Source organism: Psychrobacter proteolyticus, assembly GCF_039762275.1.
GTDB lineage: Bacteria > Pseudomonadota > Gammaproteobacteria > Pseudomonadales > Moraxellaceae > Psychrobacter > Psychrobacter proteolyticus_C.
This window is the reverse complement of sequence record NZ_JBDLOB010000004.1, coordinates 142,384-167,597: the sequence shown is the minus strand read 5'-3', so window position 1 is coordinate 167,597 and position 25,214 is coordinate 142,384. Positions and strand designations below refer to the sequence as shown.

General features: G+C 43.1%; 20 protein-coding genes. 10 read left to right on the top strand and 10 right to left on the bottom strand.

All coding sequences use genetic code 11. From position 1 onward, the window contains the following. Nucleotides 1-6 precede the first annotated feature (6 nt). The 6 genes from ABFV72_RS08500 to ABFV72_RS08475 all read right to left on the bottom strand — a co-directional run bounded on the left by ABFV72_RS08500 (nucleotide 7) and on the right by ABFV72_RS08475 (nucleotide 7,073). A complete protein-coding gene (locus ABFV72_RS08500; RefSeq protein WP_347163165.1) occupies nucleotides 7-1,695 on the bottom strand; it encodes an MFS transporter in 1,689 nt (562 codons plus the stop codon). A gap of 402 nt (nucleotides 1,696-2,097) precedes the next feature. After that, nucleotides 2,098-2,727, bottom strand: coding sequence for a glutathione S-transferase family protein (locus ABFV72_RS08495; protein WP_160021176.1), 630 nt, complete (start codon nucleotides 2,725-2,727; stop codon nucleotides 2,098-2,100). Nucleotides 2,728-2,757: 30 nt separating this feature from the next. Continuing rightward, nucleotides 2,758-3,435, bottom strand: a complete 678-nt coding sequence (locus ABFV72_RS08490; RefSeq protein WP_160021175.1) for a type 1 glutamine amidotransferase domain-containing protein — start codon at nucleotides 3,433-3,435, stop codon at nucleotides 2,758-2,760. Nucleotides 3,436-3,674: 239 nt separating this feature from the next. Then, nucleotides 3,675-4,724: an NADP-dependent oxidoreductase gene (locus tag ABFV72_RS08485; protein ID WP_347163164.1), complete on the bottom strand. Its 1,050-nt coding sequence runs from the start codon at nucleotides 4,722-4,724 to the stop codon at nucleotides 3,675-3,677. A 167-nt stretch (nucleotides 4,725-4,891) separates the two neighbouring features. After that, nucleotides 4,892-6,103, bottom strand: coding sequence for an iron-containing alcohol dehydrogenase (locus ABFV72_RS08480; RefSeq protein ID WP_101205076.1), 1,212 nt, complete (start codon nucleotides 6,101-6,103; stop codon nucleotides 4,892-4,894). A 370-nt stretch (nucleotides 6,104-6,473) separates the two neighbouring features. After that, on the bottom strand, nucleotides 6,474-7,073 hold the full coding sequence (locus ABFV72_RS08475) for a TetR/AcrR family transcriptional regulator (RefSeq protein ID WP_057760518.1): 600 nt from the start codon (nucleotides 7,071-7,073) through the stop codon (nucleotides 6,474-6,476). Between the two features lie 533 nt (nucleotides 7,074-7,606). Between ABFV72_RS08475 and ABFV72_RS08470 the strand changes: the two genes are divergently transcribed. Then, nucleotides 7,607-9,085 (top strand): aldehyde dehydrogenase family protein, encoded by a 1,479-nt coding sequence (locus tag ABFV72_RS08470; RefSeq protein WP_347163163.1) that lies wholly within the window; start codon nucleotides 7,607-7,609, stop codon nucleotides 9,083-9,085. Between the two features lie 111 nt (nucleotides 9,086-9,196). Here ABFV72_RS08470 and ABFV72_RS08465 read toward each other — a convergent pair whose 3' ends face one another. Beyond that, the gene (locus tag ABFV72_RS08465; RefSeq protein ID WP_057760515.1) at nucleotides 9,197-9,445 is read right to left on the bottom strand and encodes a hypothetical protein; all 249 of its coding nucleotides are present in this window, start codon (nucleotides 9,443-9,445) and stop codon (nucleotides 9,197-9,199) included. 213 nt (nucleotides 9,446-9,658) lie between these two features. Here ABFV72_RS08465 and ABFV72_RS08460 point away from each other — a divergent pair, with 213 nt between their 5' ends. The 3 genes from ABFV72_RS08460 (at nucleotide 9,659) to ABFV72_RS08450 (ending at nucleotide 12,250) form a co-directional block, all read left to right on the top strand. Then, a complete protein-coding gene (locus ABFV72_RS08460) occupies nucleotides 9,659-11,041 on the top strand; it encodes a DASH family cryptochrome (protein WP_347163162.1) in 1,383 nt (460 codons plus the stop codon). A gap of 69 nt (nucleotides 11,042-11,110) precedes the next feature. Next, a complete protein-coding gene (locus ABFV72_RS08455; protein WP_347163161.1) occupies nucleotides 11,111-11,548 on the top strand; it encodes a DUF3429 domain-containing protein in 438 nt (145 codons plus the stop codon). A gap of 186 nt (nucleotides 11,549-11,734) precedes the next feature. Beyond that, nucleotides 11,735-12,250 (top strand): Rrf2 family transcriptional regulator, encoded by a 516-nt coding sequence (locus ABFV72_RS08450; protein ID WP_347163160.1) that lies wholly within the window; start codon nucleotides 11,735-11,737, stop codon nucleotides 12,248-12,250. 125 nt (nucleotides 12,251-12,375) lie between these two features. On the opposite strand, the gene ABFV72_RS08445 is transcribed toward ABFV72_RS08450, so the two are convergent. The 3 genes from ABFV72_RS08445 to ABFV72_RS08435 form a co-directional block, all read right to left on the bottom strand. Beyond that, the gene (locus ABFV72_RS08445) at nucleotides 12,376-13,122 is read right to left on the bottom strand and encodes a hypothetical protein (protein WP_347163159.1); all 747 of its coding nucleotides are present in this window, start codon (nucleotides 13,120-13,122) and stop codon (nucleotides 12,376-12,378) included. A gap of 120 nt (nucleotides 13,123-13,242) precedes the next feature. After that, entirely contained in the window at nucleotides 13,243-13,989 is a 747-nt protein-coding gene (locus ABFV72_RS08440; RefSeq protein ID WP_347163158.1) for a hypothetical protein, read from the bottom strand. A 309-nt stretch (nucleotides 13,990-14,298) separates the two neighbouring features. Continuing rightward, on the bottom strand, nucleotides 14,299-15,231 hold the full coding sequence (locus ABFV72_RS08435) for a dienelactone hydrolase family protein (RefSeq protein ID WP_347163157.1): 933 nt from the start codon (nucleotides 15,229-15,231) through the stop codon (nucleotides 14,299-14,301). Between the two features lie 536 nt (nucleotides 15,232-15,767). On the opposite strand from ABFV72_RS08435, the gene ABFV72_RS08430 reads away from it, so the two are divergent. The 6 genes from ABFV72_RS08430 to ABFV72_RS08405 all read left to right on the top strand — a co-directional run bounded on the left by ABFV72_RS08430 (nucleotide 15,768) and on the right by ABFV72_RS08405 (nucleotide 25,202). Further along, nucleotides 15,768-16,958 carry an MFS transporter gene (locus ABFV72_RS08430; RefSeq protein ID WP_201568044.1) on the top strand — a complete coding sequence of 397 codons (1,191 nt, stop codon included), beginning with the start codon at nucleotides 15,768-15,770 and terminating at the stop codon, nucleotides 16,956-16,958. 215 nt (nucleotides 16,959-17,173) lie between these two features. Continuing rightward, nucleotides 17,174-18,844 carry a fatty acid--CoA ligase gene (locus tag ABFV72_RS08425; protein WP_347163156.1) on the top strand — a complete coding sequence of 557 codons (1,671 nt, stop codon included), beginning with the start codon at nucleotides 17,174-17,176 and terminating at the stop codon, nucleotides 18,842-18,844. Between the two features lie 313 nt (nucleotides 18,845-19,157). Further along, nucleotides 19,158-21,179 (top strand): propionate--CoA ligase, encoded by a 2,022-nt coding sequence (locus ABFV72_RS08420; RefSeq protein ID WP_347163155.1) that lies wholly within the window; start codon nucleotides 19,158-19,160, stop codon nucleotides 21,177-21,179. Nucleotides 21,180-21,522: 343 nt separating this feature from the next. Continuing rightward, a complete protein-coding gene (locus ABFV72_RS08415; RefSeq protein ID WP_347163154.1) occupies nucleotides 21,523-23,007 on the top strand; it encodes a CoA-acylating methylmalonate-semialdehyde dehydrogenase in 1,485 nt (494 codons plus the stop codon). 219 nt (nucleotides 23,008-23,226) lie between these two features. Continuing rightward, nucleotides 23,227-24,387 carry an acyl-CoA dehydrogenase family protein gene (locus ABFV72_RS08410; protein ID WP_347163153.1) on the top strand — a complete coding sequence of 387 codons (1,161 nt, stop codon included), beginning with the start codon at nucleotides 23,227-23,229 and terminating at the stop codon, nucleotides 24,385-24,387. A 32-nt stretch (nucleotides 24,388-24,419) separates the two neighbouring features. Further along, entirely contained in the window at nucleotides 24,420-25,202 is a 783-nt protein-coding gene (locus ABFV72_RS08405) for an enoyl-CoA hydratase (protein WP_347163152.1), read from the top strand. The last annotated feature ends 12 nt before the right edge of the window (nucleotides 25,203-25,214 follow it).

The window sequence follows — 25,214 nt, the reverse complement described above, 5'->3', positions numbered from 1 at the left end:
GCTGAGTTATTTTGACTCACGCATTTTTGCAATAACGGCAAGCTCTTTAGCAAGGGGATTGCGTTTGTGGTAACGGTTATAAAAATAATTGATTAATAAAATAGCTGTAACGAAAGTAGCAAAACTGGCCATCAAAAAGAACAGATCGCTATAAGCGGAGACAGTTGCTTGGCGCTGAATCCCTTGCAACACTTGACTCATTGCAGCCACATTCGCTTGCGCTGCGTCCGTCGTTTGGTTTGACAATACACTACGAGTACCGACAATTTGAGCGCTGAACGTAGGATCACCCAAGTTCAGTGAGCTGACCATATCTGCATAATGGGCCTGTGTACGAATGGTCGTAAATGCCTGAATAGCCGCTGCACCTGCCAACCCACCAACCGTTTGGGAAATACCAAAGATAACCGAAAAACTAATGATATAAGCAGGCCCACTGGCAATAGCACGCAGAAATCCTTCGAAAACCAAAGGTCCCATAAAATATACCGCGGCAAATGCAATCAAAAACTGACTAATATAAAACATATAAGGAGCGGAGTTGATAGACACCCCAACGTCCATCCAAGAACCCAAAGCAATCAATGCCACTGCAAAAATAACAGGACGGCGCAAGTCCATTGGATTGGTACTAAAAATACTAATCACCAAAGCCAACACACTGGCAGCCATTATGACAGCATAAAAAGTAACTAACTGATCGTTACCATAACCCAAATTAGCAAGTAGGCCTGCAGCACCGACATTTTGCTCAGATAGCAAAATTCGCATGACCGCGCCGGTAATCATAAAAGCAATAATATTGCGGCTACGCATCCAGCGCACTTGTAGCATCGGGTTTTTGCGATGTGTCTCAATCCATAGAGCGACGCCAATTCCAACGATAGCAATCATCAGTGGATAGACGAGCCAAGGTGTCGTCCACCATAAAATCCTACCTTGCACCAAAATTACAGCCAGTGCAGCTAGACCGCTCGTAAAAAAAGCAAAGCTGAGAAAATCGAGTTTCTCAAACACTTTTTCTGTATTGCCTGGTGGTAGCTCCAATATATTAATCAGTCCAAAACAAATCAGTGCCAAACCAAATTGAAATAAAAATAAATTCTCAAGCTGACCGTCGATGGCGAGATAGGGCGAGATGATTCGTGATAATGGAATACCAAACTGCACCAAGCCAAAACCCAATATCAAGCCACTGGTACGCTTGACGGTTGGCATACCTTGCAAACAATAGAATAAACCTAAAATGGTCATGCCACTTGCGACCATACCACTAAGTCCTCTGGCGACAATTTCTAGATAATAAGGCTCAATTCTTATATTAGGCGTATCTAATAAGTGACTACTGATTAGCCACTGTAGACTCGTGGCAGCTAACAAAAAGAACAGAGTGATTTTGCTAAACAGTGACATGCCAAACTGTTGGCGGATCTTGTACAGCAGAACGGTGATACAGGCGTTGGTCATATTATAGCTAACAGATATCCAACCGCCTTCAGCTGGCGTTAAGCCTAGTTGACCTTGAATTTGAGTAAGATTTGCGACGAGCAGACCGTTTTGGAAACTGGCTGTGAGACCAACGAAAATTCCGATCAGTAAGTAAAATAATTTGCGGCGTGCAGGATGATCAGGATTGGCAGGAGAGCCTACCATTATCGGTTGTTCGTGGGGCTTAAACTGATATTCGTTACTCATGGACGTACCATAATCTGTATAAGGAAATAGAATGGCATAGAACAGATTCCAGACGCAAAATCAGGTCAGTACGATGAATGTTCATAGCTTAAAACGCAGTGGGGTAGTTGATATAAATGCTGGTCAAACTGGAAAGATAGCCCAAGAAATGCAGGGCATATTTTATCATAACTTCTACAACGCTTTTGTCATCACCGCGTAACTCATCAGCGCTGCTGAATAAAGATATACCAGTATTTCGTGCAATTTAACGAACATTAAAACAAACGATGCAACAAGTAAAAAATGCTATAGGCATAAAAAAAAGCTCTATACAGAGCTGTTTTTGTGTATCGAAAAATTAGGTGGTCAATTACTACGTAGCATTTTGACTAACACCATAGTATCAATTAATACCAAATACTAAATCGATTCATCATATTTTGCTTCTAGCTGCATCGCACGCTGATAGCTATCAAGACCGGCCAGCTTTTCAGCATACTGTTTGATATGCGGATAAGCATCAAGTTTCTGACGCTTAGCAAGAATAATCAAATCGAATGACAGCATAAAGTCGGCACCACTTAGCTTGTCACCCACGATAAACGACTTACCTTCAACCGAAGTATCCAGATATTTAAATAGTCTGGTTTTCTCTGTTTCGATATAGCCATTTAAAAACTCATTGTCATTAATGCCCGCTTTGTTAGTAAATAATTCAAGCATTAATGGCAACATGAGCGAGCTTTCTGCAAAATCAATCCACTGTAGATAGTAGCCGTAGTCTGAGCTTCCTGTAGCAGGGCGCAGACGCTCTGGCGCAAACCGTTCAATTAACAGCTCAGTGATAGCACCTGACTCAGCATAAATCTGTCCATCCATTTCGATAACCGGAGACTTACCGAGTGGATGTACAGCTTTTAGAGAATCTGGTGCTAAATGAGTTTTGGCATCGCGCTGATGGCTGACTACTTCATAAGGTACGCCTAGCTCTTCTAAAAGCCATAGCGTACGTAATGAGCGTGATTGATTGAGATGATGTAAGCGAATCATGGTATCGACCTTATTGCGTAGTGAATTTGACTAACCTTGCAGCTTCGCCATTAGACGCTTAGCAGCTTCTTCTGATGATGCAGGGTTTTGACCTGTGATTAGCAGACCATCTTCAACAACAAATGATTCCCAATCAGCCGCTTTTTCGTAGTTACCGCCATTGGCTTTCAATGCGTCTTCTACTAAGAACGGTACTACGTCTGTTAAGCCAACTGCGTCTTCTTCAGAGTTAGTGAAACCAGTCACTGTTTTGCCTTTTACTAAGTACTCGCCATCGACTTTAACGTTTTTAAGCGCTGCAGGAGAATGACAAACAAAAGCAACAGGCTTATCTTGCTTAACAAAAGTCTCGATCAGATTGATAGAGTTTTCATCTACTGCCAAATCCCACAACGGGCCATGACCACCAGGGTAGAATACTGAATCGAAATCTTCAGCGTTCATATCAGCAAGTTTTTTAGTGTTAGCCAGATGCTCCTGAGCGTCTTTATCCTCTTTAAAACGAGTGGTGTCTTTGGTTTGCGTGTCTTCTGTGTCACTACTAGGATCTAGTGGTGGTTGACCGCCAGCTGGAGAGGCTAGAGTTACATTTACGCCAGCGTCAAGAAATGCGTAGTAAGGAGCAGCAAATTCTTCTAGCCAAAAGCCAGTTTTCTTGCCAGTATCGCCTAAACGGTCATGAGAAGTTAGTACCATTAAAATGTTCATAATTATCCTTGTTTATTATTTATGTGTTAGTAACGATATAGCCAACAGTCATAAGTTTTCCGTTGCATCACTAGCTGTTTTTACTTAATTAGCCTAAATGCAAATAATGACTGTTAGCATTATTCCTGCTTTGTAATCAATTTTCAGTAGTGATATTAGCAATTTATGTTGTTAAGTAGTTATTCACAACGATTGCTAACTGTCAGTGGCTACTTAACTAGCGAATGTTTAACCAGTAACTATTTGACGTCAGATACTTTGATTACAGTCTTACCAAAGTTATCACCGTTTAACATACTGACAAATGCATCTGGGGCATTATCTAGACCGTCAATAATGTGCTCTTTGGTTTTTACTTCGCCTGACTCTACCCATTTGCTCATGGTTTCTAAGAACTCTGGGAAGTGATCGCCGTACTCTTCAAAGATAATGAAGCCTCTGACAGTTAGGCGTTGGCTTAAGATAAGACCCATTAACATACCTAGGCGATCTTTGCCATCCGGTAAATCAGTTGCGTTGTACTGTGATACCAGACCACATACTGGAATACGTGCGTGGTCGTTAAGTAATGGCATTGCCGCATCAAATACTTTACCGCCAACGTTTTCATAGTAGATGTCGATACCATCTGGACATGCTGCTTTTAATTGCTCAGTGAAGTCATCGGCTTTGTGATCGATACAGACATCAAAGCCAAGCTCATTGACCGCAAAGTCGCATTTCTCTTTACCGCCTGCCACACCGACAGTGCGCAGACCATATTGATTACCCACTTGACCAACAGTGGCACCGACCGGTCCAGTTGCTGCTGCCACAACTAAAGTCTCGCCTTTCTGTGGTTTACCGATATCAGTCAGACCCATGTAACCGGTGAACCCTGGCATACCTAACACGCCTAAACCATAAGAAGGGTTTGACATGTTTTTGTCCAGTTTTAGGACGCCTTCGCCATCACTGACACTGTAGTCTTGCCAGCCTGAGTTTGATACGACTAAGTCGCCTACCGAGAAGTTGTCAATATTTGACTCGACCACTTGCGCTACGGTACCACCCATGATGACGTCACCGACTTCTAATGGGTCTGCATAGCTTTTTGCATCGCTCATACGTCCACGCATATATGGATCTAGTGACAGATATACCGTGCGTAGTAGCATCTCGTTATCTTTTGGCGTAGGAATGTCGCTAGTCGCCATGTCAAAGTTGTCAGCAGTTGGCTCGCCATTAGGACGGCTAGCCAATTTGATTTGACGGTTTGTTTGTTGATTCTGTTGTTTGTCGAAGCTCATTGTAGGACTCCTTTATATTTATTAATTGTCATTATTATAGTGGTATTAAATGTAGTAGCTACTCAGCATGGAATAGCTACTACTATAAATAGCATAACGATATGTACTTATTATTACTGTCGCGATTTTTCTTATAATTGTTCTGACAGTTCTTGCTATAGCGCTTATTAAGACGCTTTACTAGTGACAGCGCGCTGCAAGATACGACGTGATACTTCTAAGTCGTTGGTACCATGTTCACCAAGCTTGACCATGTTATGCACTTCAAGCTGCTTGATAATTGGATCAATCGCTGATTCCGTCAAGTCAACATCTTCTAGGCTAACTGGCAAGCCAAGCTCGCGGAAGAAGTTTTCAGTGTAAACAATAGCCGTTTCGATGATGGCATCGTCATCTAGGTCAGTATCGGTAATGTTCCATACGTTACGTGCATACTGAAGCAGTTTTTCTTTTTTGCTTTCTTTTAGCTCACGCATGACTGATGGTAATACGATGGTTAGCGTACGTGCATGATCGATAGCGTGTAATGATGTTAGCTCATGACCAACCATGTGAGTTGTCCAGTCTTGTGGTACACCAGTACCGATCAGACCGTTCAATGCCATGGTCGCTGTCCACATAATGTTCTTACGTGTTTCTAGGTTTTCTGGATCTTGCTTAACAACTAGACCTTCATCAATAAGGATTTTAAGCAAGCTTTCAGCAAAGGCATCTTGTACTTTAGCGTTTACTGGGTAAGTCAGATATTGTTCCATTACATGAACAAATGCATCAGCCACACCATTCATCACCTGACGCTCAGGCAAGGTAAGTGTTTTGATTGGATCTAGAATCGAGAATTTAGGGAAGGCAAGTGGGTTACCAAATGGTAGTTTTGCTTGACGCTCACTATAGTTAATCACGCCGCCTGAGTTCATCTCAGAACCTGTGGCTGGGATAGTCAATACAGCACCCAAGTCGACAGCAGAGTCGATGTTTTTGCAATAACCAGTTAAGGCATCCCAAGCTTGGTCACGTGAGACAGTGCCGTCTTCTTCAGTCAACGAAGAAACGAGTGCGACAAATTTACTGCCGTCAATCACAGAACCACCGCCAACTGCTAATAAGAAGTCGATGTTGTGCTCATTAACCATATCAGCGGCTTTTAATAACGTAGTGAATTCTGGGTTGGCTTCGATGCCACCAAATTCAAATACAGTACGGTTACCGCTTGCCGCTAATGCTGTTTTCACTTCGTCTAAAGTACCAGTACGCTGTGCTGAACCACCACCATAAGTAATGAGTACACGCGCATCAGTAGGGACTAGATCTGATAATTGCTCGATTTGACCTTCACCAAAAACGATACGGACTGGGTTGTAGTATTGGAAGTTATTCATAAGATTCCTAATTAGTAATAAAAAGTTTTTAATAAAAACGGTTCAATTAAATGGTTTTGACATGGGATATTGTCTGATATCAATCAATGAATGATAAGTAATGTTCGTATAGACATTCATTGATTGATATTTATGCGCATTGTACACCAATTAGACCAGTCGTCTAGTTATATTTACAAAACTCTCGTATAACTGTCTAAGCCGTATTCAAATGTCTTTAAGAAATTCGTTTAAAAAAGAGAAGGCAATGAAGCACACTGAATAATCAAGCATAGTACTGACAGCTACTATCTATGAGCGTTATGAATATTCAATGTGCCTTAATGGTTACGTTAGAAGTGCAGTCGCTAGAAATCCGAACAGTTGACGATTAGCGTCCCATTTGGGTCGTGGTCATCTGCCAAATTTCTGCTAAAGGGGTATTGGTTTGGCTAATCTTTGCAATCAAGCTTGCGCCAAGCCATGCAAAATACCAACGCTTGGCCATACTCTCAGCCGAGATGTTATCGTGACGAGGGACAGATTCATCGAGCCAGCCAGCTTTGATCTGCTTAGCGAGCCACATGGTCGTCTGCTGATAGCCAGTATCGAGTGCTTTACGCATGGTTTCTGACATGTCGGCTACCTCTGCGCTGAGCTTTACTACCAAGCATTTCTCATGGTCACAGCCGTTCTGCTGAGTGTCATACCAGTTTTGAAAATAATCATATAGCTTTTGCTGCGCACTGACATCTTGTGCATCGATGACATCTAATCGAGTCTTATATAAACTAAAATAATGATTAATGATGGCTTCACCAAAGGCTTCTTTAGAAGCAAAATAATGGTAAAAGGAACCTTTTGGCACACCTGCTGTATCTAAAATTTGCTTTAAACCAACAGCGGTAAAACCTTTTTTAGCAATTAATTGGTAGCCAGTAGCAAGTAAATGAGCTTTGGTATCTGGGGTAGTTGCGTCTGTATTAGACATAAACAGGATTGTCTCCCTTAGTAGTCGCTTGTATTAGCGTATGTATTAAATAGTCAGTTGAAACAGTTAGCGTTCATTTGAACGTCACGTTGATGGCGTATTGTAATAGGATATAGTTATATGTGTTACGTTTCATCAACAATATTCACTGACAAAGTAGTCTTGTTTTATTAGTAGCTATGGTAGCATTAGACCAGTCGTCTAGCAAGGTGGGTTTTGTTGTTATCCGTTACCGTTAGTATTTATTGCTAAAGATCATTTTTCATTAGAGCTTTTTTTAATTGATGACTATTGATTGATCTAGTCGATGCAATTTAAGAGTAGTACAAGGCAACCGAGTGCAGATGTATATTTGATACCTCAAGCAAGGTTAACGCTGTAATACTTTTATAGTGTGATGACTATAGATCGGTAACGATTTTAGACTTACTACTTGCCAGATATTTTCTCATTAAGATATCGCCGACTTAATAATTTTATTTAAATAATCGCAAACCAATACTTAACATAACAAACTAAAAATAAGGATGATTATGTCAACCAATACTACGAGTACATATAGTGATTTCCATTTGCAATTCATCTCTGGTGAATGGCAAACCGGTAAAGACGATAGCACCAACACCAATACCAATCCATACAACGGTGATACGCTTGTAGAGATTCAACAAGCCACCAAAGATCAGTTAAACGAAGCCTATGATGCTGCGACCCAAGCTCAAGAAGCGTGGGCCAAGCAGACACCAGCAGAGCGCGCCGCAGTGTTGTATAAAGTGGTCAACATACTCGATCAGCGCAAAGAGGAAATCGTTGATTGGCTAATCAAAGAGTCGGGCAGTACCCGTATCAAAGCCATGGTCGAGTTCGGTGCGACGCGCGCGATTACCCTTGAAGCAGCGACATTCCCTAATCGTGTTCATGGTGAGATTCGTCCATCAAATACCCCTGGTAAAGAAAACTTCATTTATCGTGAGCCAATCGGCATTGTCGCTGTTATTAGTCCATGGAACTTTCCGCTGCATTTAACTCAGCGCTCTATCGCGCCTGCCTTAGCACTTGGTAACGCGGTGGTACTCAAGCCTGCTAGCGATACGCCAGTGACAGGTGGTTTGCTATTGGCCAAAGTGTTTGAAGAGGCAGGTCTACCAAAAGGTCTATTAAACGTCGTGGTCGGCTCAGGTAGTGAGATAGGCGATGCAATCGTTGAACACAAAGCGCCAAGTCTAGTGTCGTTCACAGGTTCGACTTCAGTGGGCAAACATATTGGTGAGTTGGCCAATGGTGGTGAATACATCAAACAAGTGGCGCTTGAGCTAGGTGGCAACAGTCCATTTGTGGTACTAAAAGATGCTGATATTGAGCAAGCAGTAAAAGCGGCTGCCTTTGGTAAATTCTTGCATCAAGGTCAAATCTGTATCGCGATTAACAGAGTCATCGTAGAAGACGAGATATATGATGATTTCGTGGAGCGTTTCTTAGCACACGTCAAAACATTGAACGTCGGTGATCCTAATAAGCAAGATACCGCTGTTGGTCCAATCATCAACGAAAAACAAGTTAAATCGCTCAAAGAAAAAATCGCTAAAGCGCAGGAAGAAGGCGCAAAAATGATACTCAGTGGCGAGATTGAAGGCCAAGTCGTACCGCCGCACATCTTTACCGAAGTGACTCGCGAAATGGATCTATCACGCAATGAAGTGTTTGGACCATTGGTTGGTATCATCCGTGCTAAAGACGAAGACGATGCGCTATCGATTGCCAATGATTCTATGTATGGTTTGTCTAGTGCCGTGTTCACTGCTGATATGCAAAAAGGTCTGCGTTTCGCTCGCGGTATCAGAGCTGGCATGACCCACATTAATGACATCTCAGTTAATGATGAAAGCAATACGCCGTTTGGTGGTGAGAAAAACTCAGGTATCGGTCGCTTCAACGGGGAGTGGGTACTAGAAGAGTTCACTAGAACACATTGGATCTCAATGCAAAATGAGCCACGTGAATATCCATTCTAATTGTCCTAAATTAAAATCTAGCTAAAAAAAAAGACCGCTTTGATAGCGGTCTTTTTTTGTGTGTCATTTGGCAACTTACTGATAATGACGTATTTGAAGTTGGTCAGTCTCTTATCTGGCATGAAAGCCAAGTAACCCTTCAATTTCTTCCATCGTCATCCGTCTTACCAGTGCTTGCTCTTCTACTGACAGGCGATTGGTGTGTTCTTTTATCATCGTATGAATACTTCGCGATATCTCAGAGGTAGTCGCGTAATACATTTGAGGCTGTTCTTTTGTCAATCTCATCAAAAATCGATTGATAAGTTTACGCTTTTCATCTGATTTATTTTCTTCAGTCGTAGTATTATTTTGAGTCATGGTGTTCTCCTAGAGGTAAGCCATTTAAGCAGTCAGACATATGAGAGTCAATGCTTATAAATGGTTTCTGGGGCTGAACGCATTGCCTTACAAGTATTAGGCTAGCATCATGGTTGGATGCTAAGGATTTTGTACACTGTATATGATATTTCAAGATTAAAGAATAAATATTAAAAATAATAGATAAGCGCTAAACAGTCAGAAGGATAGGGTATGTCAAATCAAGCAGCGAACAACTCAGATAACAGAAATGTCACATTGGTGCTATTCCATAATGACTTGCGGGTAGCGGACAATGCCACTCTATCAAAAGCATCTGAAATTTCCACTGATGGAAAGCTGCTATTGGTTTATGCCTCATCGTTGACAGATATATTAGACGATAAAGACCATTACGACGCCTATTGTTATGAGGCTATGGGTCAAGCTCGTCAGCAGTTTTTGCATGAGAGCCTAGCTGATTTAAATACGTCATTGATGCAGCGGGGTAATAGGTTGCTGTATTTACAGAAAGGCGATAAAGCATTGGACGTCTTTACTCAGTTGAGTGATCTAATAGCGCAGCAACGAGTGACAGATATCTGCATCAGCCAGACGGCAGATTATAATCAAAACAAAGTATATGAGCTTCTACAGGCGAAATATCCAGAGATACAGTGGCACATTCAAACAACAGCGACTTTGTTTGACGAGTTACCGCTAGAGAGCTTACCCAAAAGCTTTACGCAATTTCGTAAACAAATTGAGACTGATTATGATTTGCTGCATGCAGAAAAAGATATAGCCATTTCTCCAACGCCAGAATCACTTGCTCCATTGCCTGAAAGTGTGCAGAGTAGGGACGAGTACTTTTTTGAATCGCAGTTGTCTGATCATGCAGGGCTTGATAAGCCATCACAGCAGCTATCCAGTTTTACAGGTGGTGAGTTAAATGGCCTCAAGCACTTAGATAGCTATTTTGATTCCGATGCGCCGAGCACTTATAAAACAACCCGAAACGCGCTTGATGACTGGACACATTCTACGAAGCTTTCCGCTTGGCTGGCAAACGGCTCACTGTCTGTAAACACAGTATTGAATCGTCTGCGTCGCTATGAGCGCGATATTATCGCAAATGACTCTACCTACTGGATATGGTTCGAGCTGCTGTGGCGTGAGTATTTTTATTGGTATGCTGTCACCCATCGGCAAAAGTTGTTTTGGTTTAAAGGCATCGCTCAGCACGCGCCTTCAACTCAATTAGACGAAAATCTGTTAGCGCAATGGAAGAGTGGTACAACACAATATCCTATCGTCAACGCATGCATGAACCAATTGCGGACGACAGGTTATATGTCGAATCGCGGACGACAACTGGTTGCCAGTTGCTTTATCCATGAGCTAGGCCTTGATTGGCGGTATGGTGCAGCTTACTTTGAGCAACATCTTGTTGATTATGATGTCGGCAGCAATTGGGGCAATTGGCAATATCTGGCAGGCGTCGGCGCTGACCCAAGAGGATGCAGACAGTTTAATCTCGACAAGCAAACCCAGCAATACGATCCAAACGGTGATTTTATTCGTCAGTGGCAAGGTAACACTCAAAAGAGCGATTAATGTATGTGGAAAATTTCCACTCAACAGGTGACAACTATTATTAGATTAATCATAAGATAGGTTTAAACAATGAAAAAGCCCAGTCCTTATCTCACTTTTGCAGGTACGATTCCATTTATAGCCTGTGCATTTTTATTGATGGTAGACGTTGTTACCGTGCCTATGCTTGGTTCAGTAGGCGATGTATTAAGTGCTTATGGGCTAGTGATTGCATCATTTATGGCAGGCGCGCATTGGGGTAATCATTTGGATTTAGCTGACGACAATAAGTGGGCTGTTAGGCTTCCACTGTATAGCAATGTCATTGCACTTGGCCTTTGGCTTGGTTTTTTAATCTTATCAGATATTGATTTTATTTGGCTATTAGTGATTGGGTTTATAAGTTTGTTGGTTATTGATTATAGTCTGCATCGAGCGCAGATTATCAGTCACACATATTTTAAAGTTAGGCAGTATGTCACGGTGATAGTGGTCATATCGTTAGTCATCGCGGCATTACAGTTGTAAATGGTATTAACTAAGTCATGGCCAAATAACAGCTAAAGAACAGCCAGCCTGATTTCTCTATTTTTATAATTGGGACATTGATTTTAGAGATTTCCGTAAATGCTATCTCTAAATGTTATTACCAAAAATGCGACTTACTTTGTCGAGCTTAATATATAAAATTTATAAAAATAGGAACGCAAGTACATGCGACTGACCAATTATAGTGACTACGCGCTACGCTCATTGATTTATTTAGCCGTGCGACCAGATCCATCACTATTGGCTAATATTAGCGATATTGCTGACAGCTATGGTATTTCCAAAAGTCATTTGACCAAAATTATTCATCAGCTGGGTCAGCTTGGTTATATAGAAAGTGTACGTGGCAAAAACGGTGGCATACGCTTGGCACGTGCGCCTAAAGATATTAATTTGGGCGTATTGATCAAACAGATAGAGCCTGATTTTAATTTGGTAGAGTGCTTTGCCGTACCAGCGTCTCATAAGGATAGTGAGCAGGGCGCTCATCAGGCGGATTTGCCAGTGACATTCATTGAGGAAGAAAAGAATAAATCACTAGGCTGCGTGATTAGTCCAGCCTGTCAGCTAAAAAGCGTGTTTTTTGAAGCACTCACCGCATTTATCAATGTGCTTGAACGTTATACATTAGCAGATATTCTTAATAATGAAGATGAGTTGACTACTTTGCTGTTTCGGTAACAGCTTCGATAATAGTGGCGATATGATTATAACCAGCTCACAAAAATGGGTCGCTACACTAGTAAATCCAGTAATAGCGACCCATTTTTATGTTTAGCAAAGATGTTTTCCTAGGGTGTGAGAAATTAGGCGTTTTCTAGTTTTGGACGAGCTTTCTTAATGGCTTTCACCAGTGCTTTCTCAAACCCACCTTCTTTGAACCGAACAAGATAAGAATGCGCTGCACAGAAATTGCGTACGTCACGCCATTCATGAGCCAAATTAGTCGCCCAGTCGCAGTATTGCGCGCCAGCGTTTGGCTCGTTTTTCAGAGCTTTTTTGGTCGTAGGATGCAATATCAGTTCAGGTAATACAGCTTCTAATAGCTTTGTTGGTGGGCTCATAAACGTATCATCTACGTGCAAGCTTTGGCTGGCAGGATGATAAGCCAATAAAGAACCTGCATGAATCATTTCATTAGGCGAGATATAGTAAATGCCCTCTGACATTGAGAACTTGAGCTCAGGATAGCGTGCAGCGACTGCGTCACTTTCTACCAAGTCATCTGCCCAATCGATTTCTGGTACTTTTTTATGGTGACGGCTACTGCCATAAAATGTCGCTTGCGGAAAGTCTTTGGCCATTTTAGCACAGCTGACTGTATGAAACGGATGTACGTTAAGGACGGCTTCAACATCTTGACCATTGTCAGTGAGTGCCATAATCTCGTCTCGAACATCACCCGTTAGAGCGTAACTGTCCAAAAAGATAAATTTCCCTGATGGTAGCTTGACTAGCGAGCATTGAGTGCCGATATTTAACACGCCACCGAGACGGAATGTTCCGCGTATGTTCCAAAATCCTGCACCTAAATCATGAATGTGATCAGTCATTTATAATTTTCCTCGTCTAGTAAATGAAATAAAATATGTAAATAAAACAAAGCTACTTTTTCATTGTAAACTTTGTTTTTCGAGTTGTTTTAATAATATATTTTCTAAAGGTTCACGCTTTTATGCTTTTTCAAGCTCAGGGCGAGCCAAATCAATCGCTGAGATAAGTGCTGTCTCAAACTGACTTTCCTCAAATATCACCAATCCCGAATGCGCACCGCAAAAATGACGACCATCACGCCACTCACTTGCCAGCTCTACTGCCCAATCACAATAGTGCTTAGCTGCGTTTGGCTCATCTTTGAGCGCTTTTTTGGTAGTAGGGTGTAAGCCCAGATTAGGCTGCACGGCATTTATTAACTTGGAAGGGGGTATCTCAAAGGTATCATCGACATAAATGCTCTGGCTAGCAGGATGATAGACCAATAAGGAGCTGGCATGAACCGTCTCGTCAGGTGAGATGTAATGGATGCCTTGAGGTATAGAGAATTGGAGTTCAGGGTAGCGCGCAGCAACGGCATCGCTTTCGACCAAATCATTTACCCAATTGACTTCAGGTACCTGCTCTGGATGTCGGCTACTCCCATAGAATATTGCTTGCGGAAAATCTTCTGCCATTTGAGCACAGTGTACTGTATGAAACGGATGAACATTGAGGACGGCTTCGACATTTTGACCATCATTGGTCAATGCCATGACTTGCTGACGCACATCACCAGTTAATGTATAGCTATCTAAAAAGATAAATCGCTCTGATGATAGTCTTATGAGCGAACATTGGACACCGATATCAAGGATACCGTTTTTGATAAATGATCCTCGAATACTCCAAAATCCTGCACCTAAATCATACATTTCATCAGTCATCAACATTGCTCCTTAATCGTTCATTTATTCAATCATTTTACTTGTTTGTAGCACCCTACAGTCGGTCCAATATAATTTGGATACAAGGAAGGCGAGTGAAAGTACTACAAGTAGTAGACTAAGCGAGCCTGACACCGAATCCAATTTATAGAGGATTGACTATATGATTATTAATTTTTATGGCAGTAATGTCTGTAAGAAAAAAGATAGCAGCAATGTAGATGTGTAAAAATAAAAAAGAGTTGTTATTCAAATGTCATCATCAGCAGTGAAAGCTGTTCTTCCTTTCGTAAGTAGGTTAAAAATAGCTTATAAACAGTCTTCGTAATCATAGGCAGATATACGAGGATTATCCTTGTAGCTTTCATTGCCACATAAGAATTTATCGAAACGGGTATCACCGTTAATATAACGCTGCATCCATGCGATAGCAGGCTTACTTAATAGTTTCTCGTTAAAACGATGACTGGCACAGAAATGACTGCCGTTGTTAATCTCGACCTTCATTTTTGGACCGTCAGCTTTTTGATAAAAGGTATTGGTATATTTTTTATTCGGGGCGATACGGTCATTTTCACAAGCGATGAATAGAGTAGGCGTATCCATCGCACTATAGCTCGTATCGTGATAGGGCGTTTGTGCAATAATGGCTTGCACCGTACTGCGCTCAGTTGCCAGTCGTAGCGCACCGCCGCCGCCCATTGACCAACCAATTGCGCCCAAACGATTTGGATCTATCATATGCCCCACTGTTTTATCAGCGATGAGATGATCGAGAGCCGCGCTCAATTGTTCAGCACGGCTATCTGGGTTATCGTAAATGGAGCTAGTATTAATAGTAATAACGACAAATCCCCAAGAGGCCAAACGCGGTCCCCACCATTTGATAGAAGACTCATACGACACGTAACCTGGCACCACCGCGATACCACCTAGCAGACCACAATTAGCAGCATCCGTTGGATAATGTATGGTACCGCCACCAAAGCCATTGGCTGATTGGCGACTCACATGCTTGGTACTGACAGAAAACGGACCGTTATCACGTGTTTTTGTGAGCTCAGTAGCAGTAATAGCGTCATTCTTTATACGGTCTACTGCCGCTAGTGAGTTTGTAGCGTCGATTGTTGATCCAACTGGACTGAGACCTTTAACCCTAGTCTTGGATACAGTTATTTCTGCTACAGCCATCGTAGAGAAAACCAATATACTCATCGCGATAATAATTTTTGAAAGCACCATATTTTTCGTCATTGTAAACCGTACTCTCAAAGATTGTGTGGTCGTGCACGTCTCTAGGTTAGAAAAAATAGACGTAGGTAGTGATTGTTAACTGTCAACGTCATCAATCGTTAAAGTAGTTAAGTACTTAACAATTGCACAAATAGCATCTAACCATACTATCCTGTATATACGATAAACGTAACGTTGATTTTGACCTCGTAAGTCGAAAACTGTCTTCACCGTCTCAAGTCGAAATGTGATTCCTAGTCAAGTTTTTCTACGATAATCTCGAACCCAAATAAAGAATTTATCAAGCGGCAATAACACTTTTAAACCTGAGTATATTAGTGAATGTGCTACCATAATTTGCTTGTCATTATGATGAGCATTTATCGTTTAATCACGGTGCTTTTGTTTATACATTTAGCAAAAATCACCGTTATTCCTCTCTACCATCCACGCCAGTGACGGTTATTATTTGCAGTCATGGTATAACCAATATAGTCAGATTCCCTGTGAATAATTCTAAAGATCAGATCCAAGATATAACAGCTGTGCCACCAGTCACCTCCAATCATTCAACGTCGTGGATATTGAAGCTCACAATTGGCCTAATAGGTATGTTTGCTTTTTTGCAAGTGTACTCTATTCAAGCGGTGCTACCAGTCATGATGGTGGACTTTGCTGCGACCGAAGTACAGGCTGGCATGATCGTTGGTGCCACTGTGTTAGCCATTGCGATTATGTCACCATTTCTGGGTATGCTCTCAGATGCAGTCGGGCGCAAATCATTTATCGTTGGTGCTTTATTGTTTTTAGCGATACCGACAGCGCTCATTGCCCAGAGCTCGAGCATTGAATGGGTCGGCATTTGGCGCTTCATGCAAGGATTGTCCGTACCGGGTATTACGGTGGTGACAATTGCCTATATCGGTGAGGAGTTTGAGGGCCGGGCAATGACTGAGCTGATGTCCTTTTATGTGTCAGGATGTGTGCTTGGCGGCTTTATGGGTCGGTTCTTGTTGGGGCATTTGCATGAGCTGATAGGCTGGCGTCATGGTTACTATGTGATGACGGCAATGACCTTGCTAGGCGCGATATGGGTCGGCAAGATGCTACCTTCGTCTCGTCACTTTGTGGCCAATCCTAATTTCCGCTCAGCGATACAGACGCTGGGTGAGCATGTCACCAATCGCTATGTGGTAACAGCATGTCTGCTTGGCGCTTGCGTGCTGTTCTCCCTTGTAGGCTGCTTCACTTTTATCAATTTACATTTGGCAGATAAGCCTTATGAGCTTGGTACTGGTGCGCTCGCCAATATTTTTGCAGTATATTTGCTTGGTGTTATTATCACGCCATTATCGACGACATTGCTACGCCGATTTGGATCGGCGCGTACCGTACGGGTGGCTATTGTCGTGTCTATGGTTGGGGTGTTATTGACTCTAGTCACGCCATTATGGGGGGTGATTATAGGACTGGCTATTATGTCATCAGGTGTATTTATTACGCAGTCAGCGACCATCAGCTATATCGCGGTCAATGTGAAAAAAGGCCGATCATTAGCTTCGGGTCTATATTATATGGGCTATTACACAGGCGGTACGCTAGGGGCATGGCTAGGTGGCATAGCTTATGCGCGAGGGCAGTGGTCTCTTACCGTATGGTTGTTATTGTTTGTGCAGGTACTGGCGTTATTAATAGCCAGTTTTGGAATGATTAAAACCACAGTACGGGCAAAGTGATTAGCTGTCTTATGTAGCATAGGTGTGGTCGGCCATCTTATGATACTTAATGTAAGACCGCTTTACACAGCGCCGCTTTTTTCTTACTATCAATAACGATGTTATTATAAAAATTAAAATGGTTAGCGCAGTAGATTTTATGCTGCTACTAACTTGATTGTTATTATTATTGTTATTTACCCCTTATCAGTACAACAAACAAGGAAGTCAGATATATGTCAAACATTTACCACAGTGCACCATCTGCCTACGATTATCCATTACTGGTCAAGCAGCTATTAAGCCGTGCAAAAACGGTATCGCAAGATCAAGAGATTGTGTATGCGGACAAAAAGCGCCTGACTTATAAAGAGTTGTTTGAGCGTATCAATCGTTTGGCCAATGTATTGGCAGACTTAAAGCTTGATGCAGGTGATGTGGTTGCCGTGATGGATTGGGACAGTCATCGCTATCTTGAGTCTTATTTTGCCGTACCAATGTCAGAGTACGTTTTACAGACCGTTAATATCCGTTTATCTCCTGAAAAAATCCTCTATACCATCAACCATGCCAAGCCTAAAGTGCTCATGCTCAATTCTGAGTTTGCGCCATTGGTTAAAGACTATCAGTTCGAGAATTCAAGTATTGAGCATATTATCTGGCTTGATGACAACGGTGTCACTGCTGAAGGTATCTTTGGTAGCAACCAAAGCCGTGTCACAGGCGAGTATGAAGCGCTATTAGAAGCTGCCAATAGTGAATTTGATTTCCCAGATTTTGATGAGAATACTATCGCGACGACTTTTTATACGTCAGGCACGACAGGTGATCCAAAAGGGGTCTTCTTTAGCCATCGTCAGCTAGTGCTACATACCCTAGCAGAAGCGGCAACTTTGGGTATGTTGCCTGATAAGCAAGGCGTAAGCTATGGTGATGTCTATATGCCGATGACGCCAATGTTCCATGTGCATGCATGGGGTTTTCCGTTTACAGCAACGATGGTAGGTCTAAAGCAAGTCTACCCAGGTCGCTATGCGCCTGATACGTTGATGGATTTGATCGTCAATGAAGAGGTCAGTATCACCCATTGTGTACCAACGATTTTGCAAATGGTGCTCAAAGAAGCACAAGACCGTGACGCTAGCTTTAATGGTCTAAAAATGATTATTGGTGGCTCAAGATTGACCGAAGGTCTAGCCAAAACGGCGATGGCCCAAGGCATTGAGGTTTATACAGGTTATGGAATGTCAGAGACCGCCCCGCTTATTAGCTTAACGGGTTTTAGTCTCGATGAGCCTGAAATGACTGAAGAAGAAGACATTGCTCGTCGTTGTATGACAGGTAAGCCAGTGCTTATGGTCGATGCCCAAGTATGGGGCGAGGGCAACAAATCCGTAGGTACAGGACCAGAAAATACAGGCGAGCTTGTATTGCGTGCGCCTTGGTTGACCCAAAGTTACCTTAAAAATGACGACGCTGGCAAAGAGCTATGGGAAAATGGTTATATGCATACCCAAGATATTGCATACATACGTCCTGATGGCTATATCAAAATCACCGATCGCTTAAAGGATGTAATCAAATCAGGTGGTGAGTGGATTTCATCACTAGAGATTGAGACTATTTTATCATTACATCCGTCAGTGGCTGATGTGTCAGTGATTGGGGTGCGTGATAAGCAATGGGGTGAGCGTCCGTTGGCTTTGGTGGTATTAAAGCCTGATGCTAAGGATACCAGTGCTGATGATATCAAAGCGATTGCAGAAAAAGCGGTAGAGCGCGGTATCATTCCTAAGTATGGCGTGCCAAGCCAGTTTAAGTTCGTTGATGAGCTACCGAAGACCTCCGTTGGCAAACATGATAAAAAAGTCATGCGTGAGATGTATGCCAATCAAACTGAGATTTAATTAGTATCAGATAGATTTTCAAGTATTTGTATTCGTCAAAATGTAGTGCGTATTACACGCTTAATAGTTGACCTTTCCGATAGGCTCTGCTACATTTTAAACCGATACGATATGTATCGGTTTTTTAATTCTGGCAAGGATGACCAGTATTTACTAAGACATGGTTCTTTATAGTTGAAGCATTTTAGAGTTGGTATCAGCCAGTTGCACGCAGACAGTGCGCCGCGCGAGGTGAGTACCGTTATAACTTATTGAGTGCCTTAACTATAAAATACTATTGCCTCATTTCTCGTTTATGCTAAGGACAGCTACTATGAGCGACCATTCCCAATCCCCAGTTTCTACCCAAATGACAGACACGCCAAACTTCGCTGATATTTATCATGAGTCTATTACGGATCGAGAGCAGTTTTGGGCTGAGCAGGCGAAGCGTATATATTGGCATAAAGAGCCTGAGCAAATTCTAGATGACAGCAATCTGCCTTTTGCCAAATGGTTTGTCGGTGGTGAGACCAATCTTTGTTATAACTGCGTCGATCGTCATCTGGCAGACCGGGCAGAGCAAGATGCTTTTGTGTGGGTGTCATCAGAGATTAATCAAGAATTGATAGAAACCTTTCCAGCAGTCGTTGATTCGTTTAAGGATCTAGGCAATAACGTTGAATTTTATACAGACTATACCAAGCGTCGCCTAACTTATAATGACTTATATAAAGAAGTTAATTATTTTGCCGATGTGCTACAGCGGCACGGTATTGGCAAGGGTGACCGTGTCATTATCTATATGCCGATGATATTAGAAGCGGCTTACGCTATGCTGGCTTGTGCTCGTATTGGTGCCGTCCATTCAGTCGTATTTGGTGGGTTTGCTGCCCATAACTTGGCTATCCGTATGGACGATGCCGAGGCAAAAATGGTCATTACGGTAGATGCAGGGCTACGCGGTGGTAAGGTCGTCAATTATAAAAACCTAGTTAATCAAGGCGTTGAGCAAGCGACTGTCAAACCAGAGCATGTGCTGGTGGTCAATCGCGGTATATTGCCATTTGCAACAAAAGACATCGATGTTGATTATGCGACCGAGCGTCGTCATAGCTGTGAGGCCAATGCAGTCATAGAGCCGGTTTGGCTTGAGTCCAATACCCCGTCTTATCTACTTTATACTTCTGGTACTACTGGCACACCTAAAGGGGTGCAGCGCGATACAGGTGGTCATGCCGTCGCGCTGACGACGTCGATAGATTATGTCTATGATGGTAAGGCTGGCGAGACGTTCTGGGCGATATCTGATATTGGTTGGGCCGTCGGGCACTCTTATACGATCTATGCGCCGTTACTGGCGGGTATGACCAGCATTATGTATGAGGGTTTACCGCATATGCCAAACCCAGGTATCTGGTGGCGTATCGTTGAAGCTAACAAAGTTAATATTTTATTCACCGCACCCACAGGTGTGCGTATGCTCAAAAAACAAGACGAAAGCTGGATGACGCGTTATGATGTGTCTAGTGTGAAGTCGTTCTTTCTCGCAGGCGAGCCGCTTGATGAATCGACGGCTAGTTGGTTGACTCAGCATCTAGGCGTACCAATTTTAGATCACTATTGGCAAACAGAATCTGGTTGGCCAATCTTGAGCCATACGCCAAAGTTCAATCATAAGCCGCACAAGCAAGGGTCACCTGGTTACCCGATGTATGGCTATGAAGCGCATGTCATCAATGAGGAAACAGGCGATCCTTGTCAGGCTGGTGAAAAAGGATTGCTTGCAATTAAAGCACCATTACCGCCTGGCTGTCTTACCACGGTATGGCGTAACGACGAGCGCTTTATCAGCAGCTACTTTGGTCTGTTTGATGGTCAGCAGTACTCAACCTCGGACTATGCAGTGACAGATGAAGAGGGTTATTTCTACATCTTAGGGCGTACCGATGATGTGATTAACGTCGCAGGACATCGTATAGGCACACAAGAGATTGAAGAGGCAATCAGTACGCATCCAGAGATGGCAGAGTGTGCCGTAGTGGGTATTCAAGACGAGCTAAAAGGTGAGCTACCTATTGCGTTCTGCGTCCTAAAAGATCAGACGCAAATTGAAACCACCGAAAACCGTTTCCGTATCGAGCAGCAAGTGATAGGCGCTGTCGTCAAATCTTTGGGCGGTATTGCGCGACCAGCCGCTATCTACTTTCCGCAGGCACTGCCAAAAACTCGCTCTGGAAAAATCTTACGTCGCTCAATTCGTGCTCTGGCGGAAAACCAACCGACAGGAGATATGTCAACGCTTGATAACCCAACTGCTATCGATGCGATCAAGCAGGCGATGAAAGATTATTGATTGGTATAAATTAACCTTATACAAAAATAGTGATGTTGTTCATCGCGTATGAAAGTCAGGTTAACTTTAAAAAGCTCATGAGTCATCATGGGCTTTTTCGTTTTTTTTATTTAAGCAATTTTTATAGGAACACGTGCTATTAAAATAAACTTAGATATAATTTCGATAAAGCGCTTGACCGTAAAAATGGTTTATTGTTATAGTCAATAACGATACAAAATAAATCATTTTAAAATTCAGTTTTTAATAATGTTTTATAGATAAATACCCATCGCTTTTATTTTTCTAATAAATATCTAGGTGCCGTCACACGGTAGTCTCGCAAAAAAGATAAGGATATCTTATGCACCACGTTCAACAGCTCATCAATGGTCAGTTCGTACAATCTAACACCGACGAATGGATTGATATCACTGATCCAGCGACGCAAGAAGTCATCGCAAAAGTTCCGCAAACCACCAATGATGAGATTAACCAAGCTGTCGCCGCTGCACAGACTGCGTTTGAGACATGGCGCAAAACGCCAATTACCACGCGTGCGCGTATCTTTTTAAAGTATCAATCTCTTATTCGCGATCACATGGATGAGTTGGCAGAAATCTTGACCGCAGAGCAAGGCAAGACGATTGCTGATGCACGCGGTGATGTGTTCCGCGGTTTAGAAGTAGTAGAGCATGCCGCTGGTATTGCCAATCTGCAAATCGGCGACTTTGTAGAAAACGTTGCGTCAGGTGTCGATACTTATAGTATTTGGCAGCCACTCGGTGTTTGCGCTGGTATCACACCATTTAACTTTCCAGCGATGATTCCGCTATGGATGTTCCCAATGGCGATTGCTACAGGCAACACATTCATCCTAAAACCTTCTGAACAAGATCCGATGGTGACTATGCGTTTGGTAGAGCTAGCGATTGAAGCTGGCGTACCAGAAGGCGTTCTTAACGTCGTACATGGTGGCAAAGCAACCGTCGATGCTATCTGCGACCATCCAGATATTAAAGCGGTTTCTTTCGTCGGTTCTACTCATGTAGGCAAACATGTCTATGAGCGTGCCAGCCAATCAGGTAAACGTGCACAGTGCATGATGGGCGCAAAAAACCATGGCGTTATCCTGCCTGATGCTAACAAAGAACAAACGCTCAATCAGTTAGCAGGCGCAGCATTTGGTGCAGCTGGTCAACGCTGTATGGCGCTATCGGTCGTCGTACTAGTAGGCGCAGCTGGTGAGTGGATTGATGAGATTAAAGCAAAAGCAGAAAGCTTAGTCGTCTCAGCTGGCAAAAATGATAAGGATTTGGGACCACTGATTTCGCCTGCTGCAAAGGCCCGTGTCGAGCATTTGATTGGAACTGGGGTGGAAGAAGGCGCGAGCTTGATTTTAGATGGTCGTGGCATTACCGTTGAAGGGTTCGAGAAAGGTAACTTTGTAGGCCCGACGATCTTTGATAATGTCACAAGCGATATGCAAATTTATCAACAAGAAATCTTTGGTCCTGTACTGTGTATTATGCGTGCTAATAGCTTAGATGAAGCGATTGAACTACTGAATGCCAACCCACATGGCAATGGCACAGCGATATTTACTCAGTCAGGGGCGGCTGCACATAAATTCCAGCAAGACATTCAAGTTGGTCAAATCGGTATTAACTTGCCAATCCCTGTGCCACTACCTATGTTCTCCTTCTCAGGGTCACGTGGCAGCAAGCTCGGTGACCTAGGTCCTTATGGCAAGCAAGCCGTCCAATTCTATACTCAGACGAAGACCGTGACTGCGCGTTGGTTTGATGATGAAGCAAGCCGTGGTGTGAATACGACCATTTCAATTTAATCGTCAGCTCACTGTTTTTTCAGTATGACATTTTGTGTTTTCGGTATGACGATAATGCGACTTGCGATACTATTAAACGCAGTTTTATTATCGTTATGCCGCTATCATGTCGCACTAATGTCTTATAAAATCTCTGACCAACATTTTTACTAGCGCTTTTATTAACGTTTATCTGAGATTTAAGCCCTCTATTTGATCTATAAGAACAAGGATGACCCTATGGATTTTTCATTGACCGATGACCAAGTCGCCTTTCGCCAAACGGCTCGTCAGTTTGCACAAAAAGAGCTAAAGCCAAACGCTGCCGAATGGGATCGCAACTCGCACTTCCCAATAGATGTAATCAAAAAATCTGGTGAGCTTGGCTTTTTGGGACTGTACACCAATCCAGAATATGACGGCTTGGGCTTACCAAGACTCGATTCAGCGATGGTATTCGAAGAGCTTGCATGGGGCGATACGGCTGTGGCCGCCTATATGAGTATTCATAACATGGCCGCATGGATGATTGGTGAATATGGCAGCGATACGCTATGCAAAAAATATCTACCTAACATGGTTAGCGGCGAGTGGCTTGGCAGCTATTGCCTAACAGAACCAAATGCAGGGTCTGATGCAGCCTCCTTACGTACCAAAGCGGAGAAGCAAGGCGAACATTACGTACTGAACGGTGAAAAAACCTTTATTTCTGGCGCAGGCTCAACCGATGTATTGGTAGTAATGGCACGTACGGGCGCGGCAGGGCCAAAAGGCGTGTCAGCGTTCGTCGTAGACGCCAATAGTTCTGGTATCGAATATGGCAAAAACGAGCATAAAATGGGCTGGAAAGCACAGCCAACACGCACGATTAGTTTTAAAGATGTTAAAGTCCCAGTAGAAAACCTTATAGGTGAGGAAGGTCAAGGCTTTCGTATCGCGATGAAAGGTCTAGACGGTGGTCGTATCAATATTGGTATTTGCGCGGTAGGAACGGCACAATCTGCATTAGAAACTGCAACCAGTTATGTCCAAGAGCGTAGCCAATTTGGCAGTCCAATTGCTAGCTTGCAGTCTGTCCAGTTTAAACTTGCTGATATGTTGACTCAGACCATCGCAGCGCGCCAGATGCTCTATCTTGCGGCGAGTAAAGTCGATAACAATGATGGGCAAGCGTCTACCTACTGCGCAATGGCAAAACGTCTGTCTACGGATCTTTGTTTCGATGTTGTCAATGAAGCCCTGCAGTTGCACGGCGGCTATGGTTATCTAAACGAGTATCCGCTTGAGCGCCATGTGCGAGACTTGCGTGTTCATCAAATCTTAGAAGGCACCAATGAGATCATGCGCGTGATTATTTCACGTCAAGTCTTGCAAGATGAAGGGTTAAGTCAGCTCCGCTAATTTATCTCGTTTTACTGAAACAAGGATGTTTTATGACAGACTATACAAATCTAAAGCTATCAATTGATGGTCATACCGCAACATTGACGTTGAATAACCCACCGGCACATACATGGACGATGGACAGTCTGCACGCGCTTAAGCAGCTCATCACAGACCTCAATGCCAATGACGATGTCTACGCATTAATCGTGCATGGTGATGGCGAAAAGTTCTTCTCAGCAGGTGCAGACCTAAACAATTTCTCAGACGGTGATAAAGGCCGCGCAATAAGCATGGCGATTGCATTTGGTGAAGCGTTCGAAGCATTGTCTGCCTATCGCGGTGTCAGTATTGCAGTTATCAATGGCTATGCGATGGGCGGAGGACTAGAGTGTGCACTCGCATGTGATATCCGTATCGCAGAAGCGCACGCCCAGATGGCACTGCCAGAGACAGGCGTAGGATTATTGCCATGTGCTGGCGGCACGCAAAATCTAGCTATGTTAGTAGGAGAGGGTTGGGCAAAGCGTATGATACTGTGCGGTGAACGCGTTGATGCAGAGACTGCATTACGTATTGGCTTGGTTGAGGAGGTCAAGGCAAAAGGCTCGGGACTACAAGCCGCTCAAGATTTGGCAAAGAAAGTAGCGAAACAATCGCCTGTCGCCGTCAGTTATTCTAAAGCACTTATTCAGGCGGCTAGAGAAACGCCGCCTGCACAAAATCTTATCCATGAGCGTGAAGCTTTCGTTAAGCTATTTGACACAATGGATCAGCGCGAAGGGGTGCAAGCCTTTTTAGAAAAGCGTCAACCCAATTGGCAAAACAAATAAACAGCGGTCAAA

Coding starts and splice junctions, on each gene's coding strand:
- ABFV72_RS08500 (WP_347163165.1), bottom strand. CDS start 1,695: ATGAGTAACGAATATCAGTTTAAGCCCCACGAACAACCGATAATGGTA.
- ABFV72_RS08495 (WP_160021176.1), bottom strand. CDS start 2,727: ATGATTCGCTTACATCATCTCAATCAATCACGCTCATTACGTACGCTA.
- ABFV72_RS08490 (WP_160021175.1), bottom strand. CDS start 3,435: ATGAACATTTTAATGGTACTAACTTCTCATGACCGTTTAGGCGATACT.
- ABFV72_RS08485 (WP_347163164.1), bottom strand. CDS start 4,724: ATGAGCTTCGACAAACAACAGAATCAACAAACAAACCGTCAAATCAAA.
- ABFV72_RS08480 (WP_101205076.1), bottom strand. CDS start 6,103: ATGAATAACTTCCAATACTACAACCCAGTCCGTATCGTTTTTGGTGAA.
- ABFV72_RS08475 (WP_057760518.1), bottom strand. CDS start 7,073: ATGTCTAATACAGACGCAACTACCCCAGATACCAAAGCTCATTTACTT.
- ABFV72_RS08470 (WP_347163163.1), top strand. CDS start 7,607: ATGTCAACCAATACTACGAGTACATATAGTGATTTCCATTTGCAATTC.
- ABFV72_RS08465 (WP_057760515.1), bottom strand. CDS start 9,445: ATGACTCAAAATAATACTACGACTGAAGAAAATAAATCAGATGAAAAG.
- ABFV72_RS08460 (WP_347163162.1), top strand. CDS start 9,659: ATGTCAAATCAAGCAGCGAACAACTCAGATAACAGAAATGTCACATTG.
- ABFV72_RS08455 (WP_347163161.1), top strand. CDS start 11,111: ATGAAAAAGCCCAGTCCTTATCTCACTTTTGCAGGTACGATTCCATTT.
- ABFV72_RS08450 (WP_347163160.1), top strand. CDS start 11,735: ATGCGACTGACCAATTATAGTGACTACGCGCTACGCTCATTGATTTAT.
- ABFV72_RS08445 (WP_347163159.1), bottom strand. CDS start 13,122: ATGACTGATCACATTCATGATTTAGGTGCAGGATTTTGGAACATACGC.
- ABFV72_RS08440 (WP_347163158.1), bottom strand. CDS start 13,989: ATGACTGATGAAATGTATGATTTAGGTGCAGGATTTTGGAGTATTCGA.
- ABFV72_RS08435 (WP_347163157.1), bottom strand. CDS start 15,231: ATGGTGCTTTCAAAAATTATTATCGCGATGAGTATATTGGTTTTCTCT.
- ABFV72_RS08425 (WP_347163156.1), top strand. CDS start 17,174: ATGTCAAACATTTACCACAGTGCACCATCTGCCTACGATTATCCATTA.
- ABFV72_RS08420 (WP_347163155.1), top strand. CDS start 19,158: ATGAGCGACCATTCCCAATCCCCAGTTTCTACCCAAATGACAGACACG.
- ABFV72_RS08415 (WP_347163154.1), top strand. CDS start 21,523: ATGCACCACGTTCAACAGCTCATCAATGGTCAGTTCGTACAATCTAAC.
- ABFV72_RS08410 (WP_347163153.1), top strand. CDS start 23,227: ATGGATTTTTCATTGACCGATGACCAAGTCGCCTTTCGCCAAACGGCT.
- ABFV72_RS08405 (WP_347163152.1), top strand. CDS start 24,420: ATGACAGACTATACAAATCTAAAGCTATCAATTGATGGTCATACCGCA.